This window comes from Herbaspirillum sp. NPDC101397, from assembly GCF_044767325.1.
Classification (GTDB): domain Bacteria; phylum Pseudomonadota; class Gammaproteobacteria; order Burkholderiales; family Burkholderiaceae_D; genus Herbaspirillum.
In genome coordinates, this window is sequence record NZ_JBIWNS010000005.1 from 341,159 (window position 1) to 367,206 (window position 26,048).

The 26,048-nt window shown below is 58.0% G+C and carries 32 protein-coding genes and 1 tRNA gene; 21 read left to right on the forward strand and 12 right to left on the reverse strand.

Translation table 11 applies throughout. The annotated features are described in order from the left end of the window. The first annotated feature begins 1 nt into the window (after position 1). The 11 genes from ACIROW_RS14360 (at position 2) to ACIROW_RS14410 (ending at position 8,175) form a co-directional block, all read left to right on the forward strand. Positions 2 to 337 (forward strand): hypothetical protein, encoded by a 336-nt coding sequence (locus tag ACIROW_RS14360; RefSeq protein WP_402276677.1) that lies wholly within the window; start codon positions 2 to 4, stop codon positions 335 to 337. Beyond that, positions 337 to 1,140 carry a hypothetical protein gene (locus ACIROW_RS14365; protein WP_402276680.1) on the forward strand — a complete coding sequence of 268 codons (804 nt, stop codon included), beginning with the start codon at positions 337 to 339 and terminating at the stop codon, positions 1,138 to 1,140. The genes ACIROW_RS14360 and ACIROW_RS14365 overlap by 1 nt, the downstream gene beginning before the upstream one ends. Positions 1,141 to 1,187: 47 nt before the next feature. Next, positions 1,188 to 2,315, forward strand: a complete 1,128-nt coding sequence (locus ACIROW_RS14370) for a hypothetical protein (RefSeq protein WP_402276682.1) — start codon at positions 1,188 to 1,190, stop codon at positions 2,313 to 2,315. Positions 2,316 to 2,318: 3 nt separating this feature from the next. After that, entirely contained in the window at positions 2,319 to 2,861 is a 543-nt protein-coding gene (locus tag ACIROW_RS14375; RefSeq protein ID WP_402276685.1) for a hypothetical protein, read from the forward strand. Then, positions 2,858 to 5,134, forward strand: coding sequence for a LamG-like jellyroll fold domain-containing protein (locus ACIROW_RS14380; RefSeq protein WP_402276688.1), 2,277 nt, complete (start codon positions 2,858 to 2,860; stop codon positions 5,132 to 5,134). Before ACIROW_RS14375 ends, ACIROW_RS14380 begins: the two co-directional genes overlap by 4 nt. Continuing rightward, positions 5,134 to 5,619: a hypothetical protein gene (locus tag ACIROW_RS14385; protein ID WP_402276690.1), complete on the forward strand. Its 486-nt coding sequence runs from the start codon at positions 5,134 to 5,136 to the stop codon at positions 5,617 to 5,619. Before ACIROW_RS14380 ends, ACIROW_RS14385 begins: the two co-directional genes overlap by 1 nt. Before the next feature lie 55 nt (positions 5,620 to 5,674). Then, on the forward strand, positions 5,675 to 6,001 hold the full coding sequence (locus ACIROW_RS14390) for a hypothetical protein (protein ID WP_402276693.1): 327 nt from the start codon (positions 5,675 to 5,677) through the stop codon (positions 5,999 to 6,001). Positions 6,002 to 6,015: 14 nt separating this feature from the next. Next, on the forward strand, positions 6,016 to 6,348 hold the full coding sequence (locus ACIROW_RS14395; RefSeq protein WP_402276695.1) for a hypothetical protein: 333 nt from the start codon (positions 6,016 to 6,018) through the stop codon (positions 6,346 to 6,348). Next, positions 6,345 to 6,974 carry a hypothetical protein gene (locus tag ACIROW_RS14400; RefSeq protein ID WP_402276697.1) on the forward strand — a complete coding sequence of 210 codons (630 nt, stop codon included), beginning with the start codon at positions 6,345 to 6,347 and terminating at the stop codon, positions 6,972 to 6,974. Before ACIROW_RS14395 ends, ACIROW_RS14400 begins: the two co-directional genes overlap by 4 nt. After that, positions 6,971 to 7,402, forward strand: coding sequence for a hypothetical protein (locus ACIROW_RS14405; RefSeq protein ID WP_402276699.1), 432 nt, complete (start codon positions 6,971 to 6,973; stop codon positions 7,400 to 7,402). The genes ACIROW_RS14400 and ACIROW_RS14405 overlap by 4 nt, the downstream gene beginning before the upstream one ends. Before the next feature lie 137 nt (positions 7,403 to 7,539). Next, positions 7,540 to 8,175, forward strand: a complete 636-nt coding sequence (locus ACIROW_RS14410; protein ID WP_402276702.1) for a hypothetical protein — start codon at positions 7,540 to 7,542, stop codon at positions 8,173 to 8,175. Positions 8,176 to 8,216: 41 nt separating this feature from the next. Here the strand turns inward: ACIROW_RS14410 and ACIROW_RS14415 are convergent, their stop codons facing one another. Further along, positions 8,217 to 8,519 (reverse strand): hypothetical protein, encoded by a 303-nt coding sequence (locus ACIROW_RS14415; protein WP_402276704.1) that lies wholly within the window; start codon positions 8,517 to 8,519, stop codon positions 8,217 to 8,219. A gap of 412 nt (positions 8,520 to 8,931) precedes the next feature. Here ACIROW_RS14415 and ACIROW_RS14420 point away from each other — a divergent pair, with 412 nt between their 5' ends. Further along, positions 8,932 to 9,279, forward strand: coding sequence for a hypothetical protein (locus ACIROW_RS14420; RefSeq protein WP_402276707.1), 348 nt, complete (start codon positions 8,932 to 8,934; stop codon positions 9,277 to 9,279). Here ACIROW_RS14420 and ACIROW_RS14425 read toward each other — a convergent pair. From ACIROW_RS14425 to ACIROW_RS14450, 6 genes are all read right to left on the reverse strand, one after another. After that, positions 9,276 to 9,476, reverse strand: coding sequence for a hypothetical protein (locus ACIROW_RS14425; RefSeq protein WP_402276710.1), 201 nt, complete (start codon positions 9,474 to 9,476; stop codon positions 9,276 to 9,278). The two genes, ACIROW_RS14420 and ACIROW_RS14425, sit on opposite strands and share 4 nt — an antisense overlap. Before the next feature lie 17 nt (positions 9,477 to 9,493). Further along, on the reverse strand, positions 9,494 to 9,727 hold the full coding sequence (locus tag ACIROW_RS14430; protein ID WP_402276712.1) for a hypothetical protein: 234 nt from the start codon (positions 9,725 to 9,727) through the stop codon (positions 9,494 to 9,496). 48 nt (positions 9,728 to 9,775) lie between these two features. Further along, positions 9,776 to 10,468 (reverse strand): SOS response-associated peptidase, encoded by a 693-nt coding sequence (locus tag ACIROW_RS14435; protein WP_402276714.1) that lies wholly within the window; start codon positions 10,466 to 10,468, stop codon positions 9,776 to 9,778. Positions 10,469 to 10,480: 12 nt separating this feature from the next. Next, positions 10,481 to 11,341: a hypothetical protein gene (locus ACIROW_RS14440; RefSeq protein WP_402276717.1), complete on the reverse strand. Its 861-nt coding sequence runs from the start codon at positions 11,339 to 11,341 to the stop codon at positions 10,481 to 10,483. A 160-nt stretch (positions 11,342 to 11,501) separates the two neighbouring features. Beyond that, positions 11,502 to 11,577: transfer RNA gene (locus ACIROW_RS14445), tRNA-Lys, on the reverse strand. Between the two features lie 151 nt (positions 11,578 to 11,728). Continuing rightward, a complete protein-coding gene (locus tag ACIROW_RS14450) occupies positions 11,729 to 12,565 on the reverse strand; it encodes a spermidine synthase (RefSeq protein WP_402276720.1) in 837 nt (278 codons plus the stop codon). A gap of 92 nt (positions 12,566 to 12,657) precedes the next feature. Here ACIROW_RS14450 and ACIROW_RS14455 point away from each other — a divergent pair, with 92 nt between their 5' ends. Next, on the forward strand, positions 12,658 to 12,846 hold the full coding sequence (locus tag ACIROW_RS14455) for a hypothetical protein (protein WP_402276723.1): 189 nt from the start codon (positions 12,658 to 12,660) through the stop codon (positions 12,844 to 12,846). A gap of 91 nt (positions 12,847 to 12,937) precedes the next feature. Next, positions 12,938 to 13,633, forward strand: a complete 696-nt coding sequence (locus ACIROW_RS14460) for a mobilization protein (RefSeq protein ID WP_402276725.1) — start codon at positions 12,938 to 12,940, stop codon at positions 13,631 to 13,633. Between the two features lie 56 nt (positions 13,634 to 13,689). Here the strand turns inward: ACIROW_RS14460 and ACIROW_RS14465 are convergent, their stop codons facing one another. Continuing rightward, complete coding sequence (locus tag ACIROW_RS14465; protein WP_402276728.1) at positions 13,690 to 14,175, reverse strand: DNA-deoxyinosine glycosylase; 486 nt, start codon at positions 14,173 to 14,175, stop codon at positions 13,690 to 13,692. A 158-nt stretch (positions 14,176 to 14,333) separates the two neighbouring features. Between ACIROW_RS14465 and ACIROW_RS14470 the strand changes: the two genes are divergently transcribed. The 3 genes from ACIROW_RS14470 to ACIROW_RS14480 all read left to right on the forward strand — a co-directional run bounded on the left by ACIROW_RS14470 (position 14,334) and on the right by ACIROW_RS14480 (position 16,174). Further along, a complete protein-coding gene (locus ACIROW_RS14470; protein ID WP_402276730.1) occupies positions 14,334 to 15,083 on the forward strand; it encodes an SDR family oxidoreductase in 750 nt (249 codons plus the stop codon). A 28-nt stretch (positions 15,084 to 15,111) separates the two neighbouring features. Further along, positions 15,112 to 15,555 (forward strand): DUF962 domain-containing protein, encoded by a 444-nt coding sequence (locus ACIROW_RS14475; protein ID WP_402276733.1) that lies wholly within the window; start codon positions 15,112 to 15,114, stop codon positions 15,553 to 15,555. Positions 15,556 to 15,721: 166 nt separating this feature from the next. Then, positions 15,722 to 16,174 (forward strand): hypothetical protein, encoded by a 453-nt coding sequence (locus tag ACIROW_RS14480; RefSeq protein ID WP_265215479.1) that lies wholly within the window; start codon positions 15,722 to 15,724, stop codon positions 16,172 to 16,174. A 95-nt stretch (positions 16,175 to 16,269) separates the two neighbouring features. On the opposite strand, the gene ACIROW_RS14485 is transcribed toward ACIROW_RS14480, so the two are convergent. The 4 genes from ACIROW_RS14485 to htpG form a co-directional block, all read right to left on the reverse strand. Next, entirely contained in the window at positions 16,270 to 16,884 is a 615-nt protein-coding gene (locus ACIROW_RS14485; RefSeq protein WP_402276736.1) for a GNAT family N-acetyltransferase, read from the reverse strand. Further along, positions 16,874 to 17,380: an FUSC family protein gene (locus ACIROW_RS14490; protein WP_402276739.1), complete on the reverse strand. Its 507-nt coding sequence runs from the start codon at positions 17,378 to 17,380 to the stop codon at positions 16,874 to 16,876. The genes ACIROW_RS14485 and ACIROW_RS14490 overlap by 11 nt, the downstream gene beginning before the upstream one ends. 76 nt (positions 17,381 to 17,456) lie before the next feature. Further along, positions 17,457 to 17,843 carry a DUF1090 domain-containing protein gene (locus ACIROW_RS14495; protein ID WP_402276742.1) on the reverse strand — a complete coding sequence of 129 codons (387 nt, stop codon included), beginning with the start codon at positions 17,841 to 17,843 and terminating at the stop codon, positions 17,457 to 17,459. A 162-nt stretch (positions 17,844 to 18,005) separates the two neighbouring features. Next, positions 18,006 to 19,919: a molecular chaperone HtpG gene (gene htpG, locus ACIROW_RS14500; protein ID WP_402276745.1), complete on the reverse strand. Its 1,914-nt coding sequence runs from the start codon at positions 19,917 to 19,919 to the stop codon at positions 18,006 to 18,008. 642 nt (positions 19,920 to 20,561) lie between these two features. On the opposite strand from htpG, the gene ACIROW_RS14505 reads away from it, so the two are divergent. The 4 genes from ACIROW_RS14505 to ACIROW_RS14520 all read left to right on the forward strand — a co-directional run bounded on the left by ACIROW_RS14505 (position 20,562) and on the right by ACIROW_RS14520 (position 26,014). After that, on the forward strand, positions 20,562 to 22,100 hold the full coding sequence (locus ACIROW_RS14505) for a TolC family protein (protein ID WP_402276748.1): 1,539 nt from the start codon (positions 20,562 to 20,564) through the stop codon (positions 22,098 to 22,100). A gap of 17 nt (positions 22,101 to 22,117) precedes the next feature. After that, positions 22,118 to 22,900, forward strand: coding sequence for a cell envelope biogenesis protein OmpA (locus ACIROW_RS14510; RefSeq protein ID WP_402276751.1), 783 nt, complete (start codon positions 22,118 to 22,120; stop codon positions 22,898 to 22,900). 74 nt (positions 22,901 to 22,974) lie between these two features. Then, complete coding sequence (locus tag ACIROW_RS14515) at positions 22,975 to 24,276, forward strand: HlyD family type I secretion periplasmic adaptor subunit (RefSeq protein ID WP_402277001.1); 1,302 nt, start codon at positions 22,975 to 22,977, stop codon at positions 24,274 to 24,276. Positions 24,277 to 24,340: 64 nt separating this feature from the next. Beyond that, entirely contained in the window at positions 24,341 to 26,014 is a 1,674-nt protein-coding gene (locus ACIROW_RS14520; protein ID WP_402276754.1) for a biopolymer transporter ExbB, read from the forward strand. Positions 26,015 to 26,048 lie beyond the last annotated feature (34 nt).

A 26,048-nucleotide genomic window follows, 5' to 3' on the forward strand; every position in this document is an offset into this window, starting at 1 on the left:
CATGTTCGCAGGACTTCAGGTTTTTGACGATTCAGAAAACATCCTTTTTGATCTGACGGACCGCGTCGGCCGTGTGCTGGGGTTGGTCCGGATCAATGCCGGCGAGAGTGGATCGATCGCATTGCCAAACTACGATTCCGGGCAGCCTTTCGCTTCATTTCAGCGTGACAGCTCGACCATCAGCGGTGTCGTCGGGCAGTTTGTGCCCGCTGTGCCAGTGATCTACGTTTCAGGGACCGTTATTTCGTGGGTCTCGAAGACGCAGTACACCACCTGGCTTGGCAATTCCATTTATGTCCAGCCGGTTGGCGGCTGGCTTACCTACGGAGTGTATTGATGCCGGCTGGCGTACAGGTCTACACCAGCGACACGAACGTTGTTCAGATCGATGGCACCTATAGCAACTTGCAGATGACGGCGAAGGGCACCGTATATTCTGCATTTCAGACTGTGGCCGCCAACACGAACCCGAACGGGACGTACTACTACAACATCCCGGTCGCGTATGTGTCTTTCAATGCTGTGAGCCCGGTGTTTGCGGTCAGCGGTGGCACGTCTGCGGCGGTGGTAGCGACGTCAAACTCCGGGAATAGCTGGACCGTCACTATCTGGACGCCGAACGGTCCAGCTGGGGTGGATTGGTTTGTCTTCGACCGGGCCACGCCGGCGGATAGTAAGTCGGGCATGCAGGTGTTTAACGATGCGCAGCAGCTTGTTTTCGACGCGCAGATGAAATATCTGAAGGTTGTTGGCAATGTGCTGGATTTGGTGCCTGTTCATTCGAATGGCGCCGTCAACGGCCTCACCAGCCCGTTCACCTATGGGTACGGGTTCCCAGGCAAGCGTATTGCGATCGGAGCGATGCTGACTCCGATTAACTGGGGGACGACGAAGTGGCCATCCGGACAAAACACGGTGCCGGGGAATCCGAACTGCCGCGGACTTGGTCTGGGGTGTTGGCGCGGAGTTGTTGGTGCCGCGTACTTCGATTTTATCCACACCATCGTCTCCTATCAGGGTTATTTCGACGGTGGTGCCGTGAACCAGGCATTCGCTAACTCAGCGGCCGTCGATGATCAAAGCTTTCCGTTTGGTGTGCGCCAGTTTGGCGGACTGCTATTGGACGTGACGAACTATTGATGCAATGAACCAAGCCGCCGACGAGCGGCTTTTTTTTGGAAAGAAATATGACCTGGTACAAGGTAGGGAAGATCAGCGTCCAGAGCGGCAGCAAGATAGTTACCGGGACAGGCACGCAATTCATCGGAAACGTGAAGGCCGGCTTTGGATTGCTGGGACCAGACTTCGCGATCTATGAAGTCGAGTCAATTCAAAGCGCGACGCAGATCACACTAGCGTCGGTCTACCGCGGCGCTGATGCAGTGGATCAGGCGTTCGGGGTTTGGCAGACACAAGGCGAAATCCCCGAGTTGCTTCAAGCTGCAACGACCTTGCTCAACACCTTCGGCGCCTTCCGCGATGCTTACGAGAACGGCGATCTTGTAGGGACCGGCATCGAGCTTAAGGACGTGCTCAACGATGTCGCCGATCTGCCGCTGGCACCCGGAGTTGGCGATGCCTATCTCGTTGGTACCAGCATCTACGTGTACACCGGCGTTACGGGCGGCTGGCACCATAAGAACATCGCAGGCGTGAACCCAACGGGTCCGTGGAACCCGGCCAGTTCCTATGAGCGCAACGACCTGGCGACGAAGGACGGATCCGTGTTTCGCCGGCTGACGGTCGGGGTATCGGCTGGAATGCCGCCTGATGACCCTGACAACTGGGAAATTTTCGTTGCGCGCGGAGAGATCGGCCCCGCAGGCGTCGTCCCCCGCGGACCGTGGAGCGCTTTAACCGCATACGAGAAGAACGACACCGCTCTGGATGCCGGATCACAGTACGTCCGGCTTATCACCGGCATGACGCCTGACCGGCCGTCAACCGATCCTGTCAATTGGCAATTGTTTCTAAGCAAGGGGCTGGACGGCCTCGGCGCCGTGGTGTCCGTCAATGGCCACGCTCCGGACGGCGACGGAAACGTGCTCGTTCCAACAGACACACCAGCGTACGCATCGATTGCAGCATTCCCATTGGTCGGCGTGGTCGACCGACTCTACCTGGCCAATGACACGAACCTTTTATTTCGATGGGACGTCGCCTCGGCGTCGTACAAGCAGGCAGGCGGAGCTGCCGGAACATTCCCCTTCTTTCTTTCGAACGGGGCGGGTAGCGCCATTGCGCTGACCAGCGACCGGAAACTTCCCTTTCGGCTCGCAAATGGCGATTCATCCAATATTCCACTTACGGTGTAAAAAATGACAGATTTGATTCCAGTAATTAGCTACAAGGTGGGCGGTAATGTAGTTGCGATGGGCGATGCCCCAGTGACCTATTCGTTGCCAGTTTCGCTCGGCGGCACGGGCGCTCAGGATGCCGCAGGCGCACGCGTCAGCCTTGGCTTGGAGATCGGAGTTAAGGTAGCCGCATTCAATGCTGCGGCGGTCTTCAGCAATGCGGTGAACAGTTACTCAAAAGGGCAGGCCGGCACACCTGTGGCTCTGGTAGATGCAGCTACGATCGCCGTCGACCTCGATGCAGCAAACAATTTCACCTTGGCGATCGGTGGCAACCGGATCCTGGGCAACCCGACCAACGTGAAGATCGGACAGTCAGGTGTAATCGACATCAAGCAGGATTCGACAGGTGCTCGGACCTTGGCCTTTGCCTCGTACTATAAATTCCAGTATGGCAATGTCCCTGTATTGACGCCGACGGCCACTACAGGTCGGACGCTATTGGCGTACTACGTTCTCTCCGCCACGGAGATCGTGATCATCTCTCAGGCTGACGTCAAATGAATGTACCTGGCTCGCCAAATGCGGCGCTTCTCGGCAGCAGTTCGCAATATCGTGTTTCGCGTTCGTTGCGTCTTCGTTCTGCGGCCACGGCTTATCTAAGCCGAACTTTCGGCGCACCGACGACGCAAAACACTTTTACTCTTTCGATGTGGGTCAAGCGCGGCGAACTGGGTCGAGTGCAGACACTATTCGGTGCAACGACTACCAATTTCGACGGCCTTTTGTTTTTGTCTACCGATGCGCTCGGCGTATACGTCGGCGGGTCGTTGAACATCACGACAGCGGCTCTGTTTCGCGATCCTAGTGCGCAGATGCATATCGTGTTGCGCGCCATCGGCACTGCGGTTACGCTTTTCGCCAACAACAATATTGTTGGTTCGGGAACCACGGCATTCCCTATTCTGAATTCGGCTCTTTTGCATTTGATCGGACAAAATAGTTCCGCAAATTACTACGATGGCCTGATTTCAGAAGTCGTGTTTGTTGACGGGCAAGGCTTGTCGCCGTCGTCTTTCGGTGAAACTGATCCTGCTACAGGCGTGTGGAATCCCAAACGTTACGCCGGAACTTATGGCAACAATGGGTTCTATGAATCATTCGAAGACAATAGTGGCGCGACTTCCGCAACTATCGGCAAAGACAAAAGCGGTAACAACAACGATTGGACGCCTGTCAGCATTTCGGTGACTGCTGGAATCAACAACGACAGTCTTGCAGATACGCCGACTAACTACGACGACGGTGCAAACGGTCGCGGAAACTACCCGACATTGAATCCGTTGCAAGGCACAGGAACACGCACACAAGGCAACCTTGCTGCGACAGGTGCATACCGGACAGGCAGTACGCAATTGCTGCCGAAGACCGGTAAATGGTATGCCGAGTTTTCTTGTTCCGGTTCTAACGCGGCCGCCGATTTTGCAGTGGGCGTTGGTACTCAGAATTTGGATGGAATAACGCACCCTAACCCCGGCGCGTCGCTGTATTACTCAGACAATCAATACATGATTGTCAACGGTACGAACTTGGGAAATTTTGCGGCAACTGCTGCGATTATCGACGTTATTCAAATTGCTTACGACGCCGATACCGGGAAGTTGTATTTGGGTAAAAACAACGTGTTTTATCTTGCTACAGCTGGTACGGGTAACCCTTCCGCTGGAGCGAACCCAAGCACGACACTGCTAGCAGGCGATTGGCAGGTAATGGTGTACACAACGACGAACAATACAGTTGCATATGCGAACTTCGGACAGCGTCCATTTGCCTATTCGCCGCCTACAGGCTTCAAAGCACTGAACACGCAGAACCTGCCGACGCCGTCCATCCTGGCTCCGAACAAACTATTCGATGCCACGGTCTATGCAGGCACAGGCGCTGCAAAAAGTGTCGTCAACGCAGGAGCCTTCGCGCCTGACTTGGTTTGGTCCAAATCGCGTTCGATAGCGTCTAGTAATATCCTCGCCGATTCCGTGCGGGGTGCGACAACATATTCGGCCACTAACACCGGCGCAACAGAGGGTGTCGACGCGACTATGTATTCGGCATTTAATAGCGATGGTTTCAGCATTGGGACGAACTCGGCGATAAATGCTAACGCTGCGTCTTACGTGGCGTGGCAATGGAAAAAGGGGGTGATTCCTGGCTTCGATGTTGTCGCTTACACAGGGAACGACACGGCTAGAAGTATTGCGCATAGTTTGGCTGCTGTTCCGGCCCTAAAGGTAATTAAGCAACGCACCGGAACGCGTGATTGGTTCCTCAATCACAAAGGTATCGCGGCAACCTCCTATCTGCTTCTTGATGGAACGGATGCGCCTGTATCAAACGCGGCGCTTTTTGCGGGCGCTGACACGTCTTCGATGTTCAATGTAGGAAGCAATGCTGCAGTTAATGGCGGCGGGTTCGGTTACATCGCATATCTTTGGGCGGAGATCCCAGGCTTTTCTAAATTTGGAATTTACGTCGGCAACGGCAACGCCAATGGCGCTTTCGTACATTGCGGCTTTCGCCCCAAAATTGTTTGGGTTAAAAGAGTCGATAGTACTGGTTCACACGTTGTGCATGATGCGGCCCGAGATCCGATGAATCTTGCGGTAAGTGCGTTGTTCCCGAATTTGGCAAACGCCGAAAGCACTGGTTTCTACCAAATCGATATGCTTTCCAACGGCTTTAAAATGCGCAACACCGACGCCGAAACTAACGCGTCAGGAGGAACGTTTATTTACATGGCTTTCGCCGAAAATCCTTTTAAATACGCAAGGGCAAAATAATGTTCAAACTTCCAAATGGGATCATCGTCAATTTTGATCAGTCATTTGTTATCGGGGCAGGTGATGACGCTGTAACCTACCCTCCAAATTGGCTGCGCCAGGCTACGCCAGAAGAACGCAGCGAGATTGGCATTGAAGAACAGGTCCAGCAAGTCCGCGCCGACGACAAGTTCTATTTCGTGACCGACAACGGCGATGGCACATCGACGGCGATCGAACGTCCACTAGAGCAGGTGAAGGCGTCGATGGTGGCACAAATCAAAGTGACCGCGCGTTCGATACTGGCGCAGACAAGTTGGTACATCGAGAGACTGATGGACCCAACTAGCAATGAGCCGGTTCCGCAAACCGTACTCGACGAGCGCGAGGAGATCCGGGCGCGCGCGGATGAGCTGGAAGCTCAAATTAATGCCTGCCAATCGATCCCCACCCTTGCCGCAGTCCAGATCACTTGGCCAAGCGCGGAGAACGTCGTCCCGGTCTGATACAAAAACACGAATCGCAAGCCACCCTTCGGGTGGCTTTTTTATTGGGGAAAGAATGGGTGATCGGGACCAAGTCTCCGGCAGCGAGAAAGCGATCGCGCCGCCGGCGTCATCAGAGTTTGAAAAATACGTATTGGACCAGCTGCAGCGTGGCGAGCGCCGCATGAACGAAATGCAAGCTGAGATGAACGAGAACACCAAGTTGACCAAACAGACGCACAGCGACACGGCGGCGATTGTGACGGCCTTTCAAGCGGCATCGGGGGCGTTCAAGGTGCTTGAGTTTGTAGGGAAGGTAGCGAAGCCGCTGCTCTGGATTTTGGGGGGGATGTTCGCATTGGGATATTTGTGGTCGGAGTTTCGCATCAGATTTCATATTTAAACAACGGAGGCTTTATGCAACGTATCAAAAATTATTTTCTCGCTTTTGGAACGCGCCTTAAGGCGCTGGTCGACAAGTCCGCTTTGCTGTTGATTCTGCCGGCGATGCTGATCCTGGGTGTGCTCGACCTCCCCAAGACTGCCGCGATCGCATCGTGGATGCTGTTCGGCGCCGTGCTGGTCGGCTTTTGCATCCAGATCAGCCGGATTGCCTGGTCGCCGCTCGACTTCACCGCACTGGTCGACAAGGCCATGGAGGATTCGCGTGCCTGCGCAACAATCGTCGCAGCCATCATCATTTTCGTCGGGTTGCTGTTCCTTTCTCTGGCGTTTTGGACACGGCCATGATTCCGAAGTTGGCGCTCGTCTATCTGCCGCTGCTGTTTCAGGTCCAGGTTGCTACTTGGCAGGCGGCGCCGGAGCCGTCCTTCCTTGCCGCGCAGGTCGAAAAGGAATCTTGCAAATCACTGGTGCATCCAAAGTGCTGGGATCCTCGGGCTGAACTCAAAACCGATCGGGAATACGGTTTTGGCTTTGGTCAGATCACCCGTGCCTATCGCGCTGACGGTAGCGTTCGCTTCGACAAGTTCTCCGAGCTCAAGGCGCAGCACACCAGCTTGCGCGGCTGGACTTGGGAAAACCGGTTTGATCCTCGGATGCAGCTGACCGCACTGATCGAGATGGACAAGGCCATCTACAGCCGCATCTCGGCGGCGACTACCGCGGATCGTATCGCAATGACGCTGGCGGCATATAACGGCGGCGAGACCGGTCTCGTGCAGGATAAAACGGTGTGCCGTGCGACGCCTGGATGCGATCCGGATCGATGGTACGGCCACGTCGAGAACACCAGCACTAAAAGCCGCGTGAAGTGGCAAGGCTATGGCAAGAGCGCTTTCGAGATCAACCGGGACTATCCGCGCGACATCGAGGCGCGCCGGCAGAAGTACATCCCCTATATGGAGAAATCATGAACTGGAAGCAGTTTTTCATCGGCGGCATTGCTGTCGCAGTGATCGCGGCCGCTGGTGCCGCTGGCGGCTGGGTTGTGCAGGGGTGGCGAAAGGACGCGGATATTGCCGATTTGAAGCGTGAACAGGCTGACGATCGCGCGGCCGGCTCGGCTGCCGCGTTGACCGACCTGGTGACGGCGGCAGGAAAAGTGAAAGCTGCAGCGCAAGGATATGTTAGCGCGCGCAACGATTTGACCACGGCCATGTCGGCCATTTCCATGGATCTGAAAAATGTTCAAAAACAAAATCCTCTCCCTGTTGATTGTCGTCCTGACGCTGGGCGGCTGCGCAATTTACAAGCCGCCGCCGCCGCCGCCAACGCCGCAGCGGCCGGCACTGGACAGCAACCTGGCGGAGCCTTGCCCGCCAATCCCAGGGCCGCCAACTGAGCTGGACTTTGATCGCTGGCAGGCGTGGACTGTGGACGTCGTTTTGAAGATGTATGGCGACTGCGGCGCGCGGCATCGTAAGACCGTCGACGCCTGGCCAAAGTAGGACGAATTCAATATTCAAGAAAGGGAATGTGATGGATGTTTTATTGAAGGCGCTGCAGGTAGTGCCGCTGTCGGTGTGGGCGATCGTGCTAGCACCACTTCTCCTAGCGCTGGTTTTGGAAATCTTGCCGGTGCCGCTGCTCTTTCCCGCTTTTGCGGCGACAGACATGGTGTTTAGCAACGTTGTCGCGGTTGTGCTCGTGAACTGGTGGGCACCACTGTTCGCAGTGAATACCAAGTACAGCGATCGCGGAGTGGAGAAGACCGGTTACAAGCTACCGGCCTGGCTCAGGTGGTTCGACACGTTCGACGCGGATCTTGATCAAGGGGTGCGGGACGGATCAATTGCCGGCACGTCAACATACTGGAATCGAGTCAAGTGGCTGAATCGGAATAGCGCGTATGGCTTTTCGTATTGGGCCATCGGCACCGTGTTTATTCCGCAGGCGTGGCGCGTGATTCGATACGAGGAGACTGCCGAGCAGCTGACGTTCATTGCAGTGTCGAAGGACGGCCACTTCAACGTGCATGTGACCCGGTTCGGCCTGCGCTTTAAGCTGGGCTGGAAGGCATGGAATTACTACGACAAGTTAACTGGCCAGTGGCAAAGTCAACCGTGGGGGCCGGAGTGGCGCGCGCCTTTCGTATTCTCGATTTCATTGGCGTGAAGGATGGGGCAGCCGGTGCCGGCGCGCCGCCCCGGCCTTAATCAGTAACGGCTGTCGTGCCACGTGGTCCATGCTGCGCCGATGACTGCGGCGGCGGTCAAGATTCGAGGAATCCACGACGAATACCACCAAGGGTCTTGGTCCAAGAGCGAGCGGAGGCTATGCGGCTCCTGATACGGCACGAAGAGGATGGAAAACCAGTTGAAAATGACGGCCGCGAGAATCAATAACAAAGCGGCCTTTCCGTTGAGTACATCCTTGTTCCAGAGGAAGCCGACCACGCCGATGGCGATAAACGTGAAAAACACGGCTTGAGCAATTTCTCCAAAGTGGCTGAGATTCATAGGCGATAGTTCCTTTATTGGGTTTGTGATGAGCAGGAAAGCGTTTCCGTGTGGAAACGCCATTCTCATAACGTGAGAAACATTCGAGCCGTTGACGCACTGGGAAGAGATATATTTTCTTCCCGCAGTTTACGTTACACTGTATTTATGTACAGTAGTTGGCGGCCGATATGCATCCTTTTCCCATCCCATTGTCGAGACTGAAAGAGCTGGCCAAAAGTAGCCCTTCGCCGGAGGTCCGGGAGTTGTTGTGGGAAATCAGCCGCCTCCGCGGGCTGCTGCGTATGGACCGGAATGACATCGAGGCTATACGTCCGGCATCGATTGTGGTCGGCGGTGGCATCCAGGCTGGTATCGAAAAGATGCATGCCCGTTTGAAAAACGAGCCAGGCGCAAGCTAGTCGGGATCACCATGTACGTAAAGGTCAAACAACTTCGGGAAAATGGGCGCAAGAAGCGGCAAAGAGACATTGCCGCCGACCTGGGAAGACTCGGCCGTCTGCAAGCCTATGTGGTCCAGAGCTTCCCGGTCATGCACCTTTACCAGTGGGGGCCGCCGGCGGTTCAGATGCCGGACGTCTTCTTTCCGCTCTTTCAGCCGCAGGTAATCAATTTCAGGGAAACCGGGATGATGCTGCGCGGCTGGCAGCGCGATGCCCTCGACTCCGAGGATTCGGCCACTTGCCTACAGGAGTGGGCTGTCGAATTCGTCCATGATGATCCGCCAATCGTTGGCGGCGCCGGTAACGGATTTGGTTAGCTTTCGGCGTCGATCGCTTCTTTTGCTTCCATCGTTGCATATTGCAACGCGTCTTGGCGATGCTTTATCGGCGAGCGGCGGGGCGACTCCAAGCGCGCCCCTTCAATTTCCGTATGCCAGAGCCATCCGCCGGTCAGGGGCTGCATCATTTTGATGATGACGAGCTTCCCCTTGTACTCGAATTCCTCTTCAGCCATGTGCGCTCCCGTGATGGTTAGTTGCTTTTACCAAACACCAAAAAACCCTGAATCACAGAAATGGTTTTCTGCATGAACTCTGCAGCGTCTGTCGACGGTGACACATTGGCTTCGATTTCGTCCAATTGGCGCTGAAGGAGCGAATGAAATAGTGCTGCCTGTTCAGGCTGAAGGACTGCGCACAGGGAGTAGAGCACCGCTTTAAGGCCCGTAATTTCAGCCAAGACTTTGTCTCGTTCGGTAGACGTCATCCCGTTCCCCATAGCGTTATTGTCAGACCAGTATAGCTGGATAAATCACTACGGTTCTTGCGGAAGGGGCTCGATCAGGTCTTCCTCATGCTTGCCAAAACGATTCACGCCCGACGATACCTTGTACCACTCGAAGTAATCGTCTCGCAACTCGGAAACACGCGCGATTTGTTCCGCCTGCTCATATGGGAAGTCTAAATCCATCCAGAGTTTGGCATCTTCAGGCGAAAGCACCACGGGCCTGCGGTCGTGGATATCGACCATCCCGCCGGCCGAGTCGTCAGTGACGATCACGAAGCCAGCGCCCTCGGTGTCTTCTTTGTCTGGGAAATGGTTGGTCAGCGCGGCCATGAAAACCGGCGCCCCGTTTTTCGGGCGGATGTACCAAGGCTGTTTCTTTCCCTTCTCCCCGGTCCATTCATACCATCCGGACGCCGGCACAATCACGCGACCTGTTTTCATGAGAGGGCGGTAGTAGCCGCCCAACAGCTTTTCGCGCTTGGCATTGATCGCCGGCCTCATACCCTCACGCTTCGCCCAGGGTGACAACCACTGCCAGGCGATCATTTCGGCGGTCGGCACGCCTTCAAGGATTCGGAACACCAAATGCTCGGCAGCCGGGGTGCAGTTATAGTCGGCTCGGAATCCGCTAATATCGCGCTCGCGCATTTCTTCCTCGGACCAGCCGACGGCGGCGCCGTACTCTCGTATTGCACGGGTTTGGGTGATGCGTCCACACATTTCATATCTCCCTTATTTCCTTGGCATTACAGGAGACACCCGTGAAGCCTGTTCGTTGCTGAACATGGCAACATTATTTCCCGTCACGTGCTCGGGGAAGCCAGGGTGGGGCGCTTGCCGGAGATCAAAAGTCACGACAGAGGTCTCATCTATGGCGACATTGCTCGGGCTGATATCCAATAAATCAAACTTCACTTCGGGGTGCTGTTGGTACACCAGCCAGAACCCGAGCGGTAGAAATTTGATTGTGTGACCATAGGTCGCCTTATTTCCGCAGTCGTGAAGCGATGTATCCATGATTGCGAAATGGCGAATGATTACCTGGCTTCGCAAGAGATATGGCCAGCAATAGAGTTTCCACTCTTGCGGCCAAGCGGCCTCCGTACCCAAGAAATATTCTCGCAAGGAATCGTTGGCACCGAGCTTATCCATTCGTTTGGCAGTTTCGGCAACTGAATGCGCTGCCAGCATATGCCCGACGATAGATTTCGCCACGCCATGCGGTTTGATGGTTGCGCTCACGATCCGTGGCAAATACACATGTTGGGCCGCATCGTGAATCGCTTGGCGGATCTGGTCGACGAAGAGTTTTAGCTCTGGATCGTATTGAGCACCCAGCAGCCCGTTATTGCAGCCCGCGCAAATGGTCCGGAACTTGACGCCACCTTGAATTGGAATACCCGGGACCTTCGCATTCGGATCGGCTGGAGGGGTGAGCTCGCGTAAAACAGAGTCGGTGATGACGACGCAACCTTTTGGAGGAACGTGGTCCGCCGACAAATTGCCATACGCTCCGCAGATTACACAATAGCCAATTTTTTTGGTGCCCAGGATGCGTGTCCTGTTCAGCAGGCCCTTTGTAAAATCTCCCATGCGTGTCGTCCCCCGTATCGTTATTGGACTGATTTTACTATCGACGTGGGAAATCCACTCGCGTTAGCGTCTGAGTATCCGGGTTGGGGTTTGCGGAGCGGAGCAAAAATTGCGGAGCAAAAGAAAAGGGCTCCAATCGCTTGGAACCCTTTGTATTCTTTGGTGGGGCGTGAGTGACTCGAACACTCGACCTACGGATTAAGAGTCCGCTGCTCTACCAACTGAGCTAACGCCCCCCGATGAAGAGGCGTGATTATAACCCGATTATTTTCAAACTTGGAAGCCCCTTTTTGAAAAAATCTAAAAAATATCCATCTCCCTCTGAAAACCCGCGCCACCGCAGCAACCTGGCCGCATACCTGCAGGCTCGATGGCGCGCGCAGGCGCTCAGAAATTGCTCTTGATCCCGTTCACCCACGATTTCGCCGGCAGCTTGGTGGCGGCCTTGATTTCCTCGGCGCGCTCGTACAGCGCCGGGAAGTCGAATTCGACCGCGTTCCGGAAAGCGATCGCGACGACGTTGCCGTCATGGACTTCCGGCAGCGAGATGACCTGGTCGAAGGCGTAGCGCATGGCCTTGAGGTTCTTGGCGTAGCTGGGATGGTCGCCGAACAGGTTGACCGTCATGACGCCGTTTTCGCTGAGGCTGTCGCGGCAGGCTTTGTAAAACTCCGGCGTGTCGAGCATCGGGCCGCGCGCGGTGGCGTCGTACAGGTCGACTTGCAGCGCGTCAATGGTGGCGTGGCGCTGCTCGTCGTGGATGAAGTCATTGGCGTCCATTTCCAGCAGCGACAGGCGGGCGTCTTCGGGCGGCAGCTTGAACATGCTGTGGCAGATCGCGATCACCGATGGGTTCAGTTCGACCGCCGTGACGTTCGCCTTTGGAAACTGGCGGTAGCTGAACTTGGTCAGCGCCGCCGTGCCCAGGCCCAGTTGCACGATGTGTTGCGGCGCCTGGTTGAACAGCATCCAGCTCATCATCTGTTGCGCGTATTCGAGCTCGATCCAGTCGGGCTTGCGGATGCGCATGGCGCCTTGCACCCATTCGGTGCCGAAGTGCAGGTAGCGCACGCCGTCCTGCTCCGACAGCGTGACCGGCGCAAAACGCGGCTTGCGCGGCGCGGCGACTTTCGGCTTGGATTTGGCCCTGTCTTTATCCTTGTCCGGACCGGGACCGGCTTTGGTGTTGGCTTGCGCCTCGATGGATTTGCGTTTGATCAGCATGACGTTGCCCGAATTCGAATTGCCGAATGATACCTTGCCGGGAGGCTTGCCATGCACAACGGACCGGTTCGCAGGCCGGAAAATCCTTTTTGATGCCTGCGCTTGACGCCCGGCGCGCAGGTTCAGCTACACTTGCGTCCATGCTCAAGAAAATACTCTTCATCCTCCGGCTCGCCATTGTCTTTGGGGGCATCGTGCTGTTCGGCCGGGCGGTGCAATATCTGATTCTGAACGGCGGCTTCAACGGCTCGTTCTACGATATCCTTTTCTTCCGGTCATAGTCCTGATTTGGTTCGTTGCTGGCACGCTCATTGCCTGCTGTTGACGTTCTCGTCTCTGCTCAACATTTACTCGTTTAAAGGATCCACAGCAATGAGTCACATTCACTTCATCGGTGGTGAAAAAGGCGGCGTCGGAAAATCGCTGGTTTCCCGGGTGCTGGCGCAATACTTCATCGACTGGAATATTCCTTTCCGCGGTTTCGACACCGACAAGTCGCACGGAGCGCTGCTGCGCTTCTACGGCGATTTTTCTGCGCCGATCGCGCTGGATCAGCATGACAGCCTCGATCCTCTGATCGAGTGTGCGCTGGAGGATCCGCAGGGCCGCATCCTGGTCGATCTCGCCGCCCAGACGCAGCAGTCGCTGGCGGCATGGATCGAAGACTCCGGCGTGCTCGACTTCGCAGCCGAGCACAACATGACGCTGACCTGGTGGCATGTCATGGACACCGGACGCGATTCGGTTGACTTGCTGCGCAAGTGGCTCGATCAGTTCGGCGGGCGACTCAAGCTGGTGCTGGTGCTCAACGAAGTCCGCGGCGATCGCTTCGACATCCTGAATGCTTCGGGCGAGCGTGAGCGCGCAGAGCAATTGGGCGCGAGCGTGATCCACCTGCGCCGCCTGCCGGACACCACCATGCAAAAGATCGATCAGCAAAGCGCCAGTTTCTGGGCTGCGCTCAATCACCCTGATCGCGCCACTGCCGGGCTGGGCATGCTGGAACGGCAGCGCGTGAAGGTGTGGCTCAATCGCGCCTATGGCGATATCAGCAAGCTCGCACCGTAAGCTGGCATGCGACCGCAGGAGACGACGCGCAGATGTCGTCTCCGCCGATCATCCGTCTACGTCCTCAAGCTAAGCCACTGCTCCAGCTTCTTCGCATATGCCATCGTATGCGCCGGGCTGCTCGACGGCAGCGGTACGATGCGGTAGTTCGCCGCACGCGCTCCCAATACTTTCAATCCGAGTTTCGCGGCGGTGCCGCCGTTGAAACCTATCGTCGTCAAGTACGGCAACCGGTCAAGCAGGCCCGTCAGGTCGTTGCCGGCATGGTCGGCAATGTTGCTGTCAAGGCTGCCTTCGCGGCGTGCTTCGGCGATCACATCCCATAATCCAACGCCATGGGTGAGCAAGGTCAGCAGGCGCCGGTCGTATTCCATCGCGCGTAAATCTGCACTGATCACTTCCGACATCAACTCCCAGAATTTATTTTGCGGATGCGCATAGTACTGGCTCTGCGCCAGCGAGGCGTCGCCCGGCAGGCTGCCGAGAACCAGCACGCGGGTATGGGCGTCGGTGACGTGGGGGAAACTGCGTTTGCGCGTCATGAATTCGTGGTGGAGAACCGATGGCAAGTTGAAATCGAGTTGAAATCTTTTCAGGCCCGGCCCTCGAGACGGAGCCGGGGGAATAAGGCTACACTATTTGGCGAAGGTTTTACTCTCGCCATCAAGGCGCCTCACGACCACATACAAGGATAAAACACATGGGACAACCAGTCATTATCGTCACCGGCGGCAGCCGCGGCATCGGTGCTGCAGTTGCACAATCGGCCGCCGCGCGCGGCTACGCAGTCGCCATCAGTTACGTATCGAATAGCGCTGCGGCCGACGCCGTGGTGGACGGCATCGTCAAGGCCGGCGGCCGCGCCATTGCGGTGAAGTCGGACGTGGCGGTGGAGGCCGACATCCTCCATCTGTTCCAGACCGTCGACAAGGAACTCGGCACGCTGACCGCGCTGGTCAATAACGCCGGCATCCTGGAACACCAGTCCCGCTTCGATGAACTGAGCGCCGATCGCATCAACCGTGTGCTGCTGACCAACGTCACCGGCAGCCTGCTGTGCGCGCGCGAAGCGGTGCGCCGCATGTCGACCAAACATGGCGGCAAGGGCGGCGCCATCGTCAACCTGTCGTCGATGGCAGCCAAGCTCGGCGGTCCCGGCGAATACGTCGACTACGCCGCGTCCAAAGGCGCGATCGACGCCTTCACCATCGGCCTGGCCAAGGAGGTCGCGGCCGAAGGCATCCGCGTCAACGCCATCCGTCCGGGCCTGATCTACACCGACATCCACGCCAGCGGCGGCGAAGCGGGGCGCGTCGACCGTCTCAAGGACGCCGTGCCGATGAAACGCGGCGGCAGCGCCGAAGAAGTCGCCAATGCGGTCATGTGGCTGTTGTCGGAAGAAGCATCCTATGCGACCGGCACCTTCATTGACGTCTCGGGCGGCCGCTGATTTTTCTTCGTTCCGTCTGGAGGCAGACATGGACACTACGACCCATCGCCGCATCGACGTGCTGCTCACGCGTTACGCCGAAAGCCATCAGCATCGCACCAACGAGCTGATCCATTGCCTGTGCGTGCCGGCCATCGTGCTGGCGTTGCTCGGCCTGTGCTGGGCGCTGTCGCCGTTGCTGGCGATCGCTCTGGTGCTGGCGTCGCTGGCGTACTACTCCACCTTATCGCCGCCGTTCGCGCTGGGCATGCTGCTCATGGCCGGCGCGATGCTGCTGGTGCTGGCGGGCTTGCCGCCGCACGCGGTGTTGCCGGCATCGGCGGCGATCTTCGTGATTGCGTGGATAGGGCAGTTCATCGGGCACAAGATCGAAGGCAAGAAGCCGTCGTTTTTCGAAGACGTGCGCTTCTTGCTGATCGGTCCCTTGTTCGTGCTCAGCTTGCTTTATCGACGCTTCAGGATCCGATATTGAGAACCGCTGAAGAAATGAACGAAAGCGCGGAAAGCCGGTCAAGAAGCGGTCTGTATTAGAATGTAAAGAGTTGTTTGCCGTGCCTGAAATGTTCAGAATGGGGCATGCAGCACGAACGCCGCCCGCTGTTCCCAATGACCGGGCAAATTTTCCGTTGGAGTCTTGTATGAAGAAATTGCTTTTAATCGCCGCCATCAGCACGCTCGCCGCAGGCTGCGCCGTTACCCCGAATTCCGCCAGCGTGTACAACACGCGCCAGGCGCAAGGTGAACAGACGGTGCGTATGGGCGTGGTCGAGTCCGTCCGCAACGTCACCATCGACAAGGGCGCCACCGGCGTCGGTACCGTCGCCGGCGGTGCATTGGGCGGTATCGCAGCCGGTTCTGCCATCGGCGGCGGCAACGGCGCGCTGGCGGCAGGCATTGTCGGCGCCCTGATCGGCGGCGTCGCCGGCAACCGTGCGGAAGCCAGCCTGGCCAACAAGCCGGGCCTGGAAATCACCGTACGTCTGGACAACGGCGAACTGCGTGCGATCACCCAGGATGCGGATGAGCTGTTCCGCGTCGGCGAGCGTGTGCGTCTGTTGTCGTCGGGCCGTACGACGCGCGTAACGCACTAAATACTTACCAAGTACGTACTTGATACGTACCAAGCAGGATTATTAGCAACACGAACCGTTGTGTTCAGGCCATCAAGCCTGACCCAGCGGTTTTTTCATGGGCCTCGTGGACCTGAGGTACGAACAGGGAGCGGTTGTTCAAAGCCGTCGTAGGCCGCCTGCAGCAGCCACTGTTCGCGCCGCAGCCGGTACAGCACATGTACGCAGAGCGGATGGCCGGTAGGCAGGCGCGGGTGTTCAAAATTCTCTTCCGCGCGCGTGTACATGCCGAGGCGCCGCATGACCGCCTGCGAGCGTTTGTTGCCGGCGGTGGTGAAGGACACGATCTCTTTCATGCCAAGCACATTGAAGGCGTGGCGCAGCACCGTCTGCGCGGCCTCGGTGGCGTAGCCTTTACCCCATGCGGCAGGGACCAGGCGCCAGCCGATTTCCACCGCGGGCGTAAAGTGCGCCTCGAACGCCACGCGCAGCAAGCCGACGAAGCCGGCGAATTCCAGCTCACCGGGGATTTCCAGCACCCACAAGCCGTAGCCGTGTTCATTGAAGTGTTCATCGATGCGCCTGACCAGCAGGGCATTGTCGGCCGGACTCAGAACGGATGGGAAATAGCGCATCACCTCCGGGTCGGCGGTCATCGCCGCACAGGCTGCGGCGTCGCCTGCGCGCCAGGGGCGCAACAGGATGCGCGAGTGGCGCAGTTCAGTCACCATGGCGCAGGCGATTGACGAAGCCGATATAGATCACCGTCTGCAGCAGGGCGACGGTGCTGCCCGCGATCACTTCGGATACGCGCAGCAGCGCGAGGTGAAGCTCTTCATGGAGACCGCCACCGGCAAATGCCGCCGACATCAGGATCACCACCGTGGCCGGTCCCAGCCGCCAGTTGCTCGGATAGTTCTGCCACAGCATGGCCACCAGTACCGCCGTGGTCAGGGCAATCAGCATCGATATGAACGTGGCGCCGAAGATCACCAGGCACAGGCAGGCGATGATGGCGCCCGAAATGGTGTTGATCAGGCGCGCACGGAAATTCGCCTTGGCGACGATCATATCCGGCTCGGTCACGATGATCAGCGAAATCATTGCCCAGTACGGTTCGGGCAAGCCGCAGGCACGCAATCCGTACCACAGGATCAGCGAGCCGGAGAGGATCTTGATGAGGTAGACCAGCGCGTTCTTGCGCGGATTGATGAAGTTGAATTCCATGTTCTTCGGGGTGCGGCATTGGCATCGGCAGCGTTATCGAGGTTGTCGAAGCTGCCGGTGCCGTTTGCAGGGACGGTTACTTCGCCAGCTCTTCTTTGGCCTTCGCCAATTCGGCTTCGGCGTCCTTCAGTTTCTTTTCCTGCTGGGCGATCTTCTTCTCTTTGCCCTTGGCTTGCGCCTTGTCGAGGTCGGCCTTGCGCGCCGCGACCTTGTCTTCCTTCTTCTTCACGTCGGCTTCGCGTTCACGGCGCAGGCCTTCATCGGTGCAATTGCGTTCCAGGTTCTTCTGCGCAATCTTGAGCTTGGCTTCCTGCGCCTTGTTGCCGTGTGCGTGCGCTTGTTCAAGCTGGCTTTGCACGTCCTGTTTCTTTGCCGCGCAACCGGTCAGCGCATCGGCGGCATGCGCCGAACCGAGGCTCAATCCAGCGATGAGAACCAGCGAGGTCAGGGGGCGTTTTTTCATGAATGGCTCCTTGCCATGAGGGAATGTCGCCTTACTGTATAGGATCATGGCCCGCCGTGGCAACCGGAAATCGCCGCCCTTGAACGGTGGCCGTAAACGACAGCGGCGACCTGAAGGCCGCCGCATTGCTTAGTGCTTTTTCATTGCCTTATCGGCAAGAACTTACTTCGACGCCATGCCCAGCAACATGTCGTTGAGGCGTTTGACGAAACCGGACGGATCCGTCAACGCGCCGCCTTCCGCCAGCAAGGCCTGGTCGAACAGGATGTGCGACCAGTCGTCGAACTTGGCGTCTTCATACTTCAGGCGCTGCACCAGCGGATGCTCCGGATTGATTTCCAGGATCGGCTTGGCTTCCGGCGCGTCCTGGCCGGCGGCCTTGAGCATGCGCAGCAAGTTGCCCGACAATTCGTTCTCGTCAGCCACCAGGCATGCCGGTGAATCGGTCAGGCGGAACGTCACGCGCACGTCCTTGGCCTTGTCGCCCAGCGAGGTCTTCATCTTTTCGACGAGGTCCTTGAACTGGGTTTCGGTTTCTTCGTGCTGCTTCTTCTCGGCTTCGTTTTCCAGCGACCCGAGATCGAGGCCGCCCTTGGCCACCGAGGCCAGTTCCTTGCCGTCGAAATCCTGCAGGAACGACAGCATCCATTCGTCGACGCGATCGGTCAGCAACAGGACTTCCACGCCTTTTTTGCGGAAGATTTCCAGATGCGGGCTGTTCTTCGCCGCGTGGAAGTTTTCACCAGTGACGTAATAAATCTTGTCCTGGCCTTCCTTCATGCGGCCGATGTAATCGGCGAACGAGGTGGTCTGAGCGTCGGAGTCGTTATGCGTCGATGCGAAGCGCAGCAGCTTGGCGATGCGCTCCTTGTTGGCGGCGTCTTCGCCGATGCCTTCTTTCAGCACCTGGCCGAACTCGGTCCAGAAGCCGGCGTACTTGTCCTTCTGTTCCTGCTCATCGCTGTTGGCCAGCTCTTCCAGCAGGCTCAGCACGCGCTTGGTCGAGCCTTCGCGGATGGCCTTGACGTCGCGCGACTCTTGCAGGATTTCACGTGACACGTTCAGCGGCAGGTCGGCCGAATCGATCACGCCCTTGACGAAGCGCAGATACACCGGCATCAGTTGCTCGGCATCGTCCATGATGAACACGCGCTTGACGTACAGCTTGATGCCGCCGCGCTTGTTGCGATCCCACATGTCGAACGGCGCACGGGTCGGGATGTACAGCAGTTGTGTGTACTCGCTGCGACCTTCGACGCGGTTGTGCGTGTACGCCAGCGGCGCGCCGAAGTCGTGCGAAATGTGCTTGTAGAACTCTTCGTATTGTTCCGGCGTGATGTCGGACTTGCTGCGCGTCCACAGAGCGCTGGCCTGGTTGACGGTCTCGAGCTCGTCCTTCGCGACGGTTTCCTTCTTCTCTTCGTCCCATTCTTCCTTCTGCATCAGGATCGGCAGAGAGATGTGGTCGGAGTATTTGCGAATGATGTTCTTCAGCTGCCACGACGACAGGAACTCGTCCTCGCCTTCGCGCAGGTGCAGGATGACGTCGCTGCCGCGACCGGGCTTGTCGATGGCTTCGATCGAAAACTCGCCGGCGCCTTCGGATTCCCAGCGTACGCCTTCATTGGCCGGCGTGCCGGCGCGGCGGGTTTCGACCGTGATGCGGTCGGCGATGATGAAGCCGGAGTAGAAGCCGACGCCGAACTGGCCGATCAGCGCCGCATCCTTTTGCTGGTCGCCCGACAATTTCGAGAAGAATTCCTTGGTGCCGGACTTGGCGATCGTGCCCAGGTGGGAGATCGCTTCCTCGCGGTTCATGCCGATGCCGTTGTCGGAGATGGTGATCGTGCGGGCCGCCTTGTCAAAGCTCACTTTGATTTTCAGTTCCGGATCGTTCTCGAACAGTGCGCTGTTGTTGATCGCTTCGAAGCGCAGCTTGTCGGACGCGTCGGAGGCGTTGGAGATCAGTTCGCGCAAGAAGATTTCCTTGTTTGAGTACAAGGAATGGATCATCAACTGCAACAGTTGTTTGACTTCGGCCTGGAAGCCCAGGGTTTGCTTCTCGGGTGCTGCCATGTGTACTTACCTCATGATTGAAAAGGAGTGGCGGGGAGTGGCGGATTGCATCTCAGGGAAAGCCTGAATGTAACGACCGCGTATTTTAAGGAGAATGCGGATGCTTGGGCGAATTTCAATGCTTTTCAGGAAAATTTCCCCCGGGAAATGGCGATGGCACGCCAATTGCTGACAATGTCATACGCACACAATAATTTGTCAGGACAATGCCGGCTGGGCTGTGACATCATCAAATTGATGCACGCATTTGTCGACAATCAAGGAAATTGAAGTGAAAATTACGGTAACTCGTTGATTAAATATGTGTTTTTATAATGCGAGCAGATTCTTGGTGTTGTCTAACGTATAATGCGGCAGCAACAATAAAGGTCCCACCAACAATCACAATAAAAAGATATGGCATTTTCCGGGGACGATTGAAGTCGGTCAGGTTGCAGGCTCGTTGAATTTCATTCGTATGATGGGAGGGTGATCAGTCTCCGGATTGATCAGTTGTATCTAATAATGACATATAGAAACAAGACGTTAGTCGTTGGTGCGCTGTTCTTATCGATCGTTTCGGACGTACTTGCAGCATCGGACTCCATTACATTGCCTGCGCTTTCCAGTGGAAAATTTCTCTCCGGAAATTTAAACTCCGGAATGCCCCTGCTCGCGCAGGCAAAACCCGGTCCCACCGCTCTGGACATGCCGCCTCAAATGCGAGTAAATCCTGCGCGTGATGAGGATGCAACGCCGCAGCCCCCTGCTGGTGCGGCGGCGACCAATGCGGCCGTCAAAGCCGAGGCTGTCGCTGCATCCAGCGATGAAATCCTGGCCTTGTTGCGCCAGTCCGATTCCAGCTTCACCGGCAGCGCGATCGATCTGCCCAATGTGACCTCGGAAACCGTCGGCGATGAACAGGTGCCTTTCCTGACGCTGGATCAGGTCATCGACCTCGCGCTCAACAACAGCTACAGCTACGCCGCCACCTCGGCCCAGGCCGATCAGGCCGACTATGCCGCCAAGGCGTCGCTGGGGCAACTGGGGCCGACGCTGGATGTGCGTACCCAAAAAGGGCGCGAGTATTCTTCGCCGGCCTCGTTCCGTGATGGCAACGGCGACATCGTCCAGGCCGACCAGCACAAGCGCTGGGACGCCACATTGATCGGCCGTCAGCCGATTTTCGCGCCCGGTTCCTTCTTTGACTTCCAGAAACAGCGCGCCATGTCGCGCGCCGCCGACCAGCGCCGCGACGACGCGCGCGAGTCGCTGTATTACGCCGCCATCAAAGCCTATTACGACGTCCTGCGCGCTTACTCTTCGCTGTCGTTCGCGCGCAGTTACTCTCAGCGCATGTCGGACTTGCTGGAATACATGCGCAAGCGGGTCGAAGGCGGCGGCGCCAGTAAACTCGATTTTGACCGTGTACGCGGCCGCTCGCTGCAGGCTGAATCCACCGTCGCAGAAAGCGAAGGCACGCTGGAAAGCACCATGGTGACGCTGATTCAACTAATTGGCCGGCGCGTGCAGCAGGTGCAGGTGCCCGAACGCATGATGCCGAAAGTGCCGCCGACATCGCGCCTGGCCTTGCAGGACGTCTATGAAAACAACCCCGGCATCCGCGCCGCGCGCAGCGATACCGAGGCAGTGCGTGAAGAACTGAAGTCGGCGCGTTCCAAATTCTCGCCGTCCTTCGCGGTCGAGTGGACGCAGGCCAAGACCCGCGGCGCCGGCGGCGACCAGACGCTGGTGACCGATCGCCGCCTGATGCTGGTGATGACCATGAACCTGCTCAACGGTGGGTCGGACGTCTACTACCAGAGCCAGATCGGCGCCAAGCTGGTGGAAAAGAGCAATACTGCCTCCGACCTCGAGCGCAAGCTCAAGGAGCAGGTCGAGATCAATTACCGCACACTCGATGCGGTCAGGAAGCGCATGACGATTTCGCGCGACACCTATGTGACCAACGCCAACGTCGCGGATGCCTTCCTCGAACAGCTGTCGGCCGGCAGCAAGCAACTGCTCGACGTGCTCGATGCTTATCAACAGGCTTATCAGACGCGCATGGATTTTGCATTGCTGCTGTTTCAACAAGCCGATATCAGTTACCAGATATTGCGCAACACCGGGCGCTCGTGGACGCCGCCCGACGACAAATCGCGCGACCGGTTGAATGACCAGTCGCGTAACGGCAAATAGGGAAGGCTGGGGACGCAATGGATGCGGGAAGCAAGGAACAGAATTTCTGGCCGGGGTTCGTGGATGCGTTGTCCAACGTCGTCCTGGTCATGATTTTCGTGGTGGTGGTGTTCGTCGTGACGCTCTTCTACTATTCGCAGAAGCTGGCGGAAATGCGCGTCAGCAAAATGGTTTCCAAGGGCCAGGTGCAGGTCCAGAGCGGCTCCACCAAGGTCAAGCCGGATGCGATCGACGCGCCGCAAGGCGCCGACGCCGATACCGCTCGGCTCAAGAGCGAGAGCCGCGACAAGAGCAGCGAAATCGACAAACTCAAGCGCGAGATCGCCGATCTCAAATCGCGCCAGGCCGCGCCGCCGTTGCAGGCCGATGCAGGCAGCCTGCGCAGCGACGCCGCGGCAGCGGGCGGCAACAACAACATCCAGGTCCGCGTCGAGAAGGCCAAGGAAATTGCTCCGGGCACCAACAAGGTCGACGGCGACAGCAAGGCAGTGGTGCTGCATTTCGAAAAAGAAACCACCGAGCTTAACGCCGAAGGCGCCAAGACCCTCGACGCCAGCATCGGCGACTGGGTACGGCGTGTGAAGTCGCAGCAGGGCAAGATCGTCATCACCGGCGTGATCGGCTCGGCCGAGTTCACCGAAGCGCGCCGTCGCGCCTACTACCGCACCGTGGCGGTGCGCAATCACCTGATTGACGCCGGCGTCGACAAGGAGCGGGTGGTCAGCCGCGTTGCCACGTCCGAGAACAGCGCCGAAAGCAATGCGCGCGTGATCATTCAATACCAGGCGGGTCAAAAATGACCAAGCTGCCCAACGACAATTTGCGTTGGGATTTGCGCCTGCGGTTGCAGCTGCAGGCGAGCAGTCGTCGTCTGATGCGTCTCATCGCGCCGCGTCTTGATCGACAACTGGGCGATCATAGTGAACTCGCGCGCCCGCGCCAGTTCATTCTCGTCACCGTCTTCCTGCTGCTGTGCCTGCTGGTGTGGTCGTGGTTCGCCCAGATCGACATGGTGGTGCGCGGCGCCGGTCGCATCGTGGCTTCCGAACATAATCAGATCATCCAGCATCTGGAAGGCGGCATCGTCTCCGCCATCCTGGTACGCGAAGGCGCCGCCGTGAAGAAGGGGCAGACCCTGATTTCGATCGCCGACGTGCGTGCCAACGCCGACCTCGGCGAAGGCAACGTCAAGATCCTCGGCCTGCGCGCACGCATTGCACGCCTCAAGGCCGAAGCCGGTGGCGCATCGTCGGTGGCCATGTCGTCCGACCTGCGCAGCGACGATCCGGCAGTGCAGAGCGAGCTGGCGTCGTTCGCCGCGCGTCAGTCCAAGCTGTCGCAGGAGCTCAGCGTGCTGCGCGAACAATCGGCGCAGCGCCAGGCTGAAGTCGGCGAAGCCGTCAGCCGCCAGAAGAGCCTGGTGTCCGAATTCGATCTGGCGCAGCGCCAGTACAAGCTGGTGCACGGCATGTTCGAGCGCAACGCCGCCTCGCAGCTGGAAGACATCCAGGCGCAGTCCAAGGCGCAGGATGCGCAGAGCCGCCTCTCCGCTACCAATGCCATGATCCCGCGCCTGACCGCCGCCATCGCCGAAGCCCAGGCCAAGATGGGCGAAGCCGCCTCGCGCTTCCGCGCCGACGCGCGCAGCGACCTGACCGTCAGCGAAAACGAACTGGCGCGCTTGCAGGAAGAAATCAAATCGCGCAACGACCGCGTGTCGCGTTCGGAAGTGCGCGCGCCGATGGACGGCATCGTCAATCGCGTCCTCATGAACACCGTCGGCGGCGTGGTCAAACCGGGCGACGCCATCATTGAAATGACGCCGACCGACGACAAGCTGGTGATCGAAGCCAAGGTGGCGCCGACCGATCGCGCCCAGTTGATGACCGGCGCGCCGGCGCGCGTGAAGGTTTCCGCCTATGACTATGGCGTGTATGGCGCGATGAAGGGTGTGGTCACCGAGGTCAGCGCCGACACCGTGCCGGAAGAACGCGGTGAGCGCTTCTACCGCGTCAAGATCGAAGTCACGCGTGACCCCAAACTCGATACCGGCCTGCCGCTGATGCCGGGCATGACTGCTACCGCCGACATGATCGTCGGCCGCCGCACCGTATGGCAATACCTGATGTCGCCGCTGAGCCGTTTCGGCCAGACCGCGCTCCGGGAACCGCGTTAAGTCACGGAGCCGCGATGAATACTGAATTTTTCTTATCTTGTTTTTACTTTCGGAACCTGAACGTATGAAAAACCTGCGCAACTTCTATGCACTCGCCGCGATACCGTCGCTGTTCCTGCTGCTCGGCGGTTTCCTGTTCAGGGACTTCGTCCTGCACGCGATCCGCATCAACCCCTTCCTGAACCTGTTCATCATCGGCGTGGCCGTGTTCGGCGTCGCGCTGATCGTCTACAACATGTGGCGCGTGAACTGGGAATACGACAAGCTTGGTTTGTTCTACTCGCGCGTCAATGGCGGCGAATCGATGGAAGAGCTGGTCAAGGCGCCCGAGTTCCAGGGCAGCGAGATCGCCAAGGTGTTGGTCAGCGTCGCCAACACCAAAGGCCGCCTGACTTCGCGTATCGAACAGGAAACCATCGAGGGATCGCTGTCGGACCTGACCGCCCACCTCGAAGCCAAGACTGAATTCCCGCATTTCCTGACCGGATTCATGATCGCGCTCGGTCTGCTGGGCACCTTCATCGGCCTGCTCGAAACGCTGGTCGGCACTGCGGCGCTGATCGACGGTTTCGGCAAGGCGACCCAGGGCGGCGACATGGATGCGTCGTTCATGCATCTGGTGTCCGATCTGCAAAAACCACTGGCCAGCATGGGTACGGCGTTCTCCGCCTCGATGTTCGGCCTGATCGGTTCGCTGGCATTGGGCCTGACGCTCACGCCATTGCGCGCCGCCAACAAAAAACTCGTTTCGCGTGCGCGCGAGTGCATCAGCGAAATGGTCCAGCACGTCATCCACGACATGACCGGCCCCGGCGCCAACGCCAGCGCCCGTCAGGGTGTGTCGGAGCAATTCCTGGCCGAATTCCTGCAGGATCTGATGGTGCTGCAGCGCGAATCCATCATGGCTGCACGCGCCAGCTCGGAAGCCTCAATGCAGGCCGGCATCAAGCTCGAGGGCATGAACGACCGTCTGCAGAATATCGTCGAGCTGTTCCATGCCAGCATGGATGAATCGAAGAACCTGCGCCAGCTGGTGTCCTTCGGACCGCGCATGCACGAAGTCGGCCAGCAGACATTGGAAGAAATCCGCAACGTCGGCCAGATCATCAACCAGAAGATGACATCTGCGCGCGACCTGACGCAGAGCTTGTCGCTGCTGGAAGAGCGCCTGTCGGTCAACGGCGATATCGCGCTGCGCAGTTTCGACATGTTGCCGAAGGTCGTTTCCACCATGGAGAGCGGCCAGATGTCGCTGCAGTCCGCGTTGACCTCATTGCAGGCGCAGCAGTCGGAAGCCGCCAACATGACCGAAAAAACGGCGCAGCACATCGCGCAGATGCCGACGCTGCTCAACCAGATTTCCATCCGTATTGCCGACGAACTCGGCGCCATCCAGCATCAGGGCGAAATCCACTCGGCCGTGTCCGAGCGTTTGGGCGAACTTGGCAAGGCCATCGGCGAGAACTCCAGCAACATGACGCGCGACGCCCTGTCGTCACGCCAGCTGCAGATCGACCTGGCCAAGCACATGGCGATGATGAACGATCGCGTCAAGAACCTCACCGCCATCCCGACCTCGCTGACCTCGATCACGGAAGCGCTGATGCGTCAGAACATCAATACCCAAACCGTCATCGACGAAATGCGCAGCGGCCGCCAGACCATGGTCAAGGACTTGCGCCTCGAAATGCGCGAAGCGATTCGCGAACTGGCGACAATGAACAAGGACGCCGGCTGAGGTCGTTGACCCCAGCCACCGCCTGAAGCGTGAA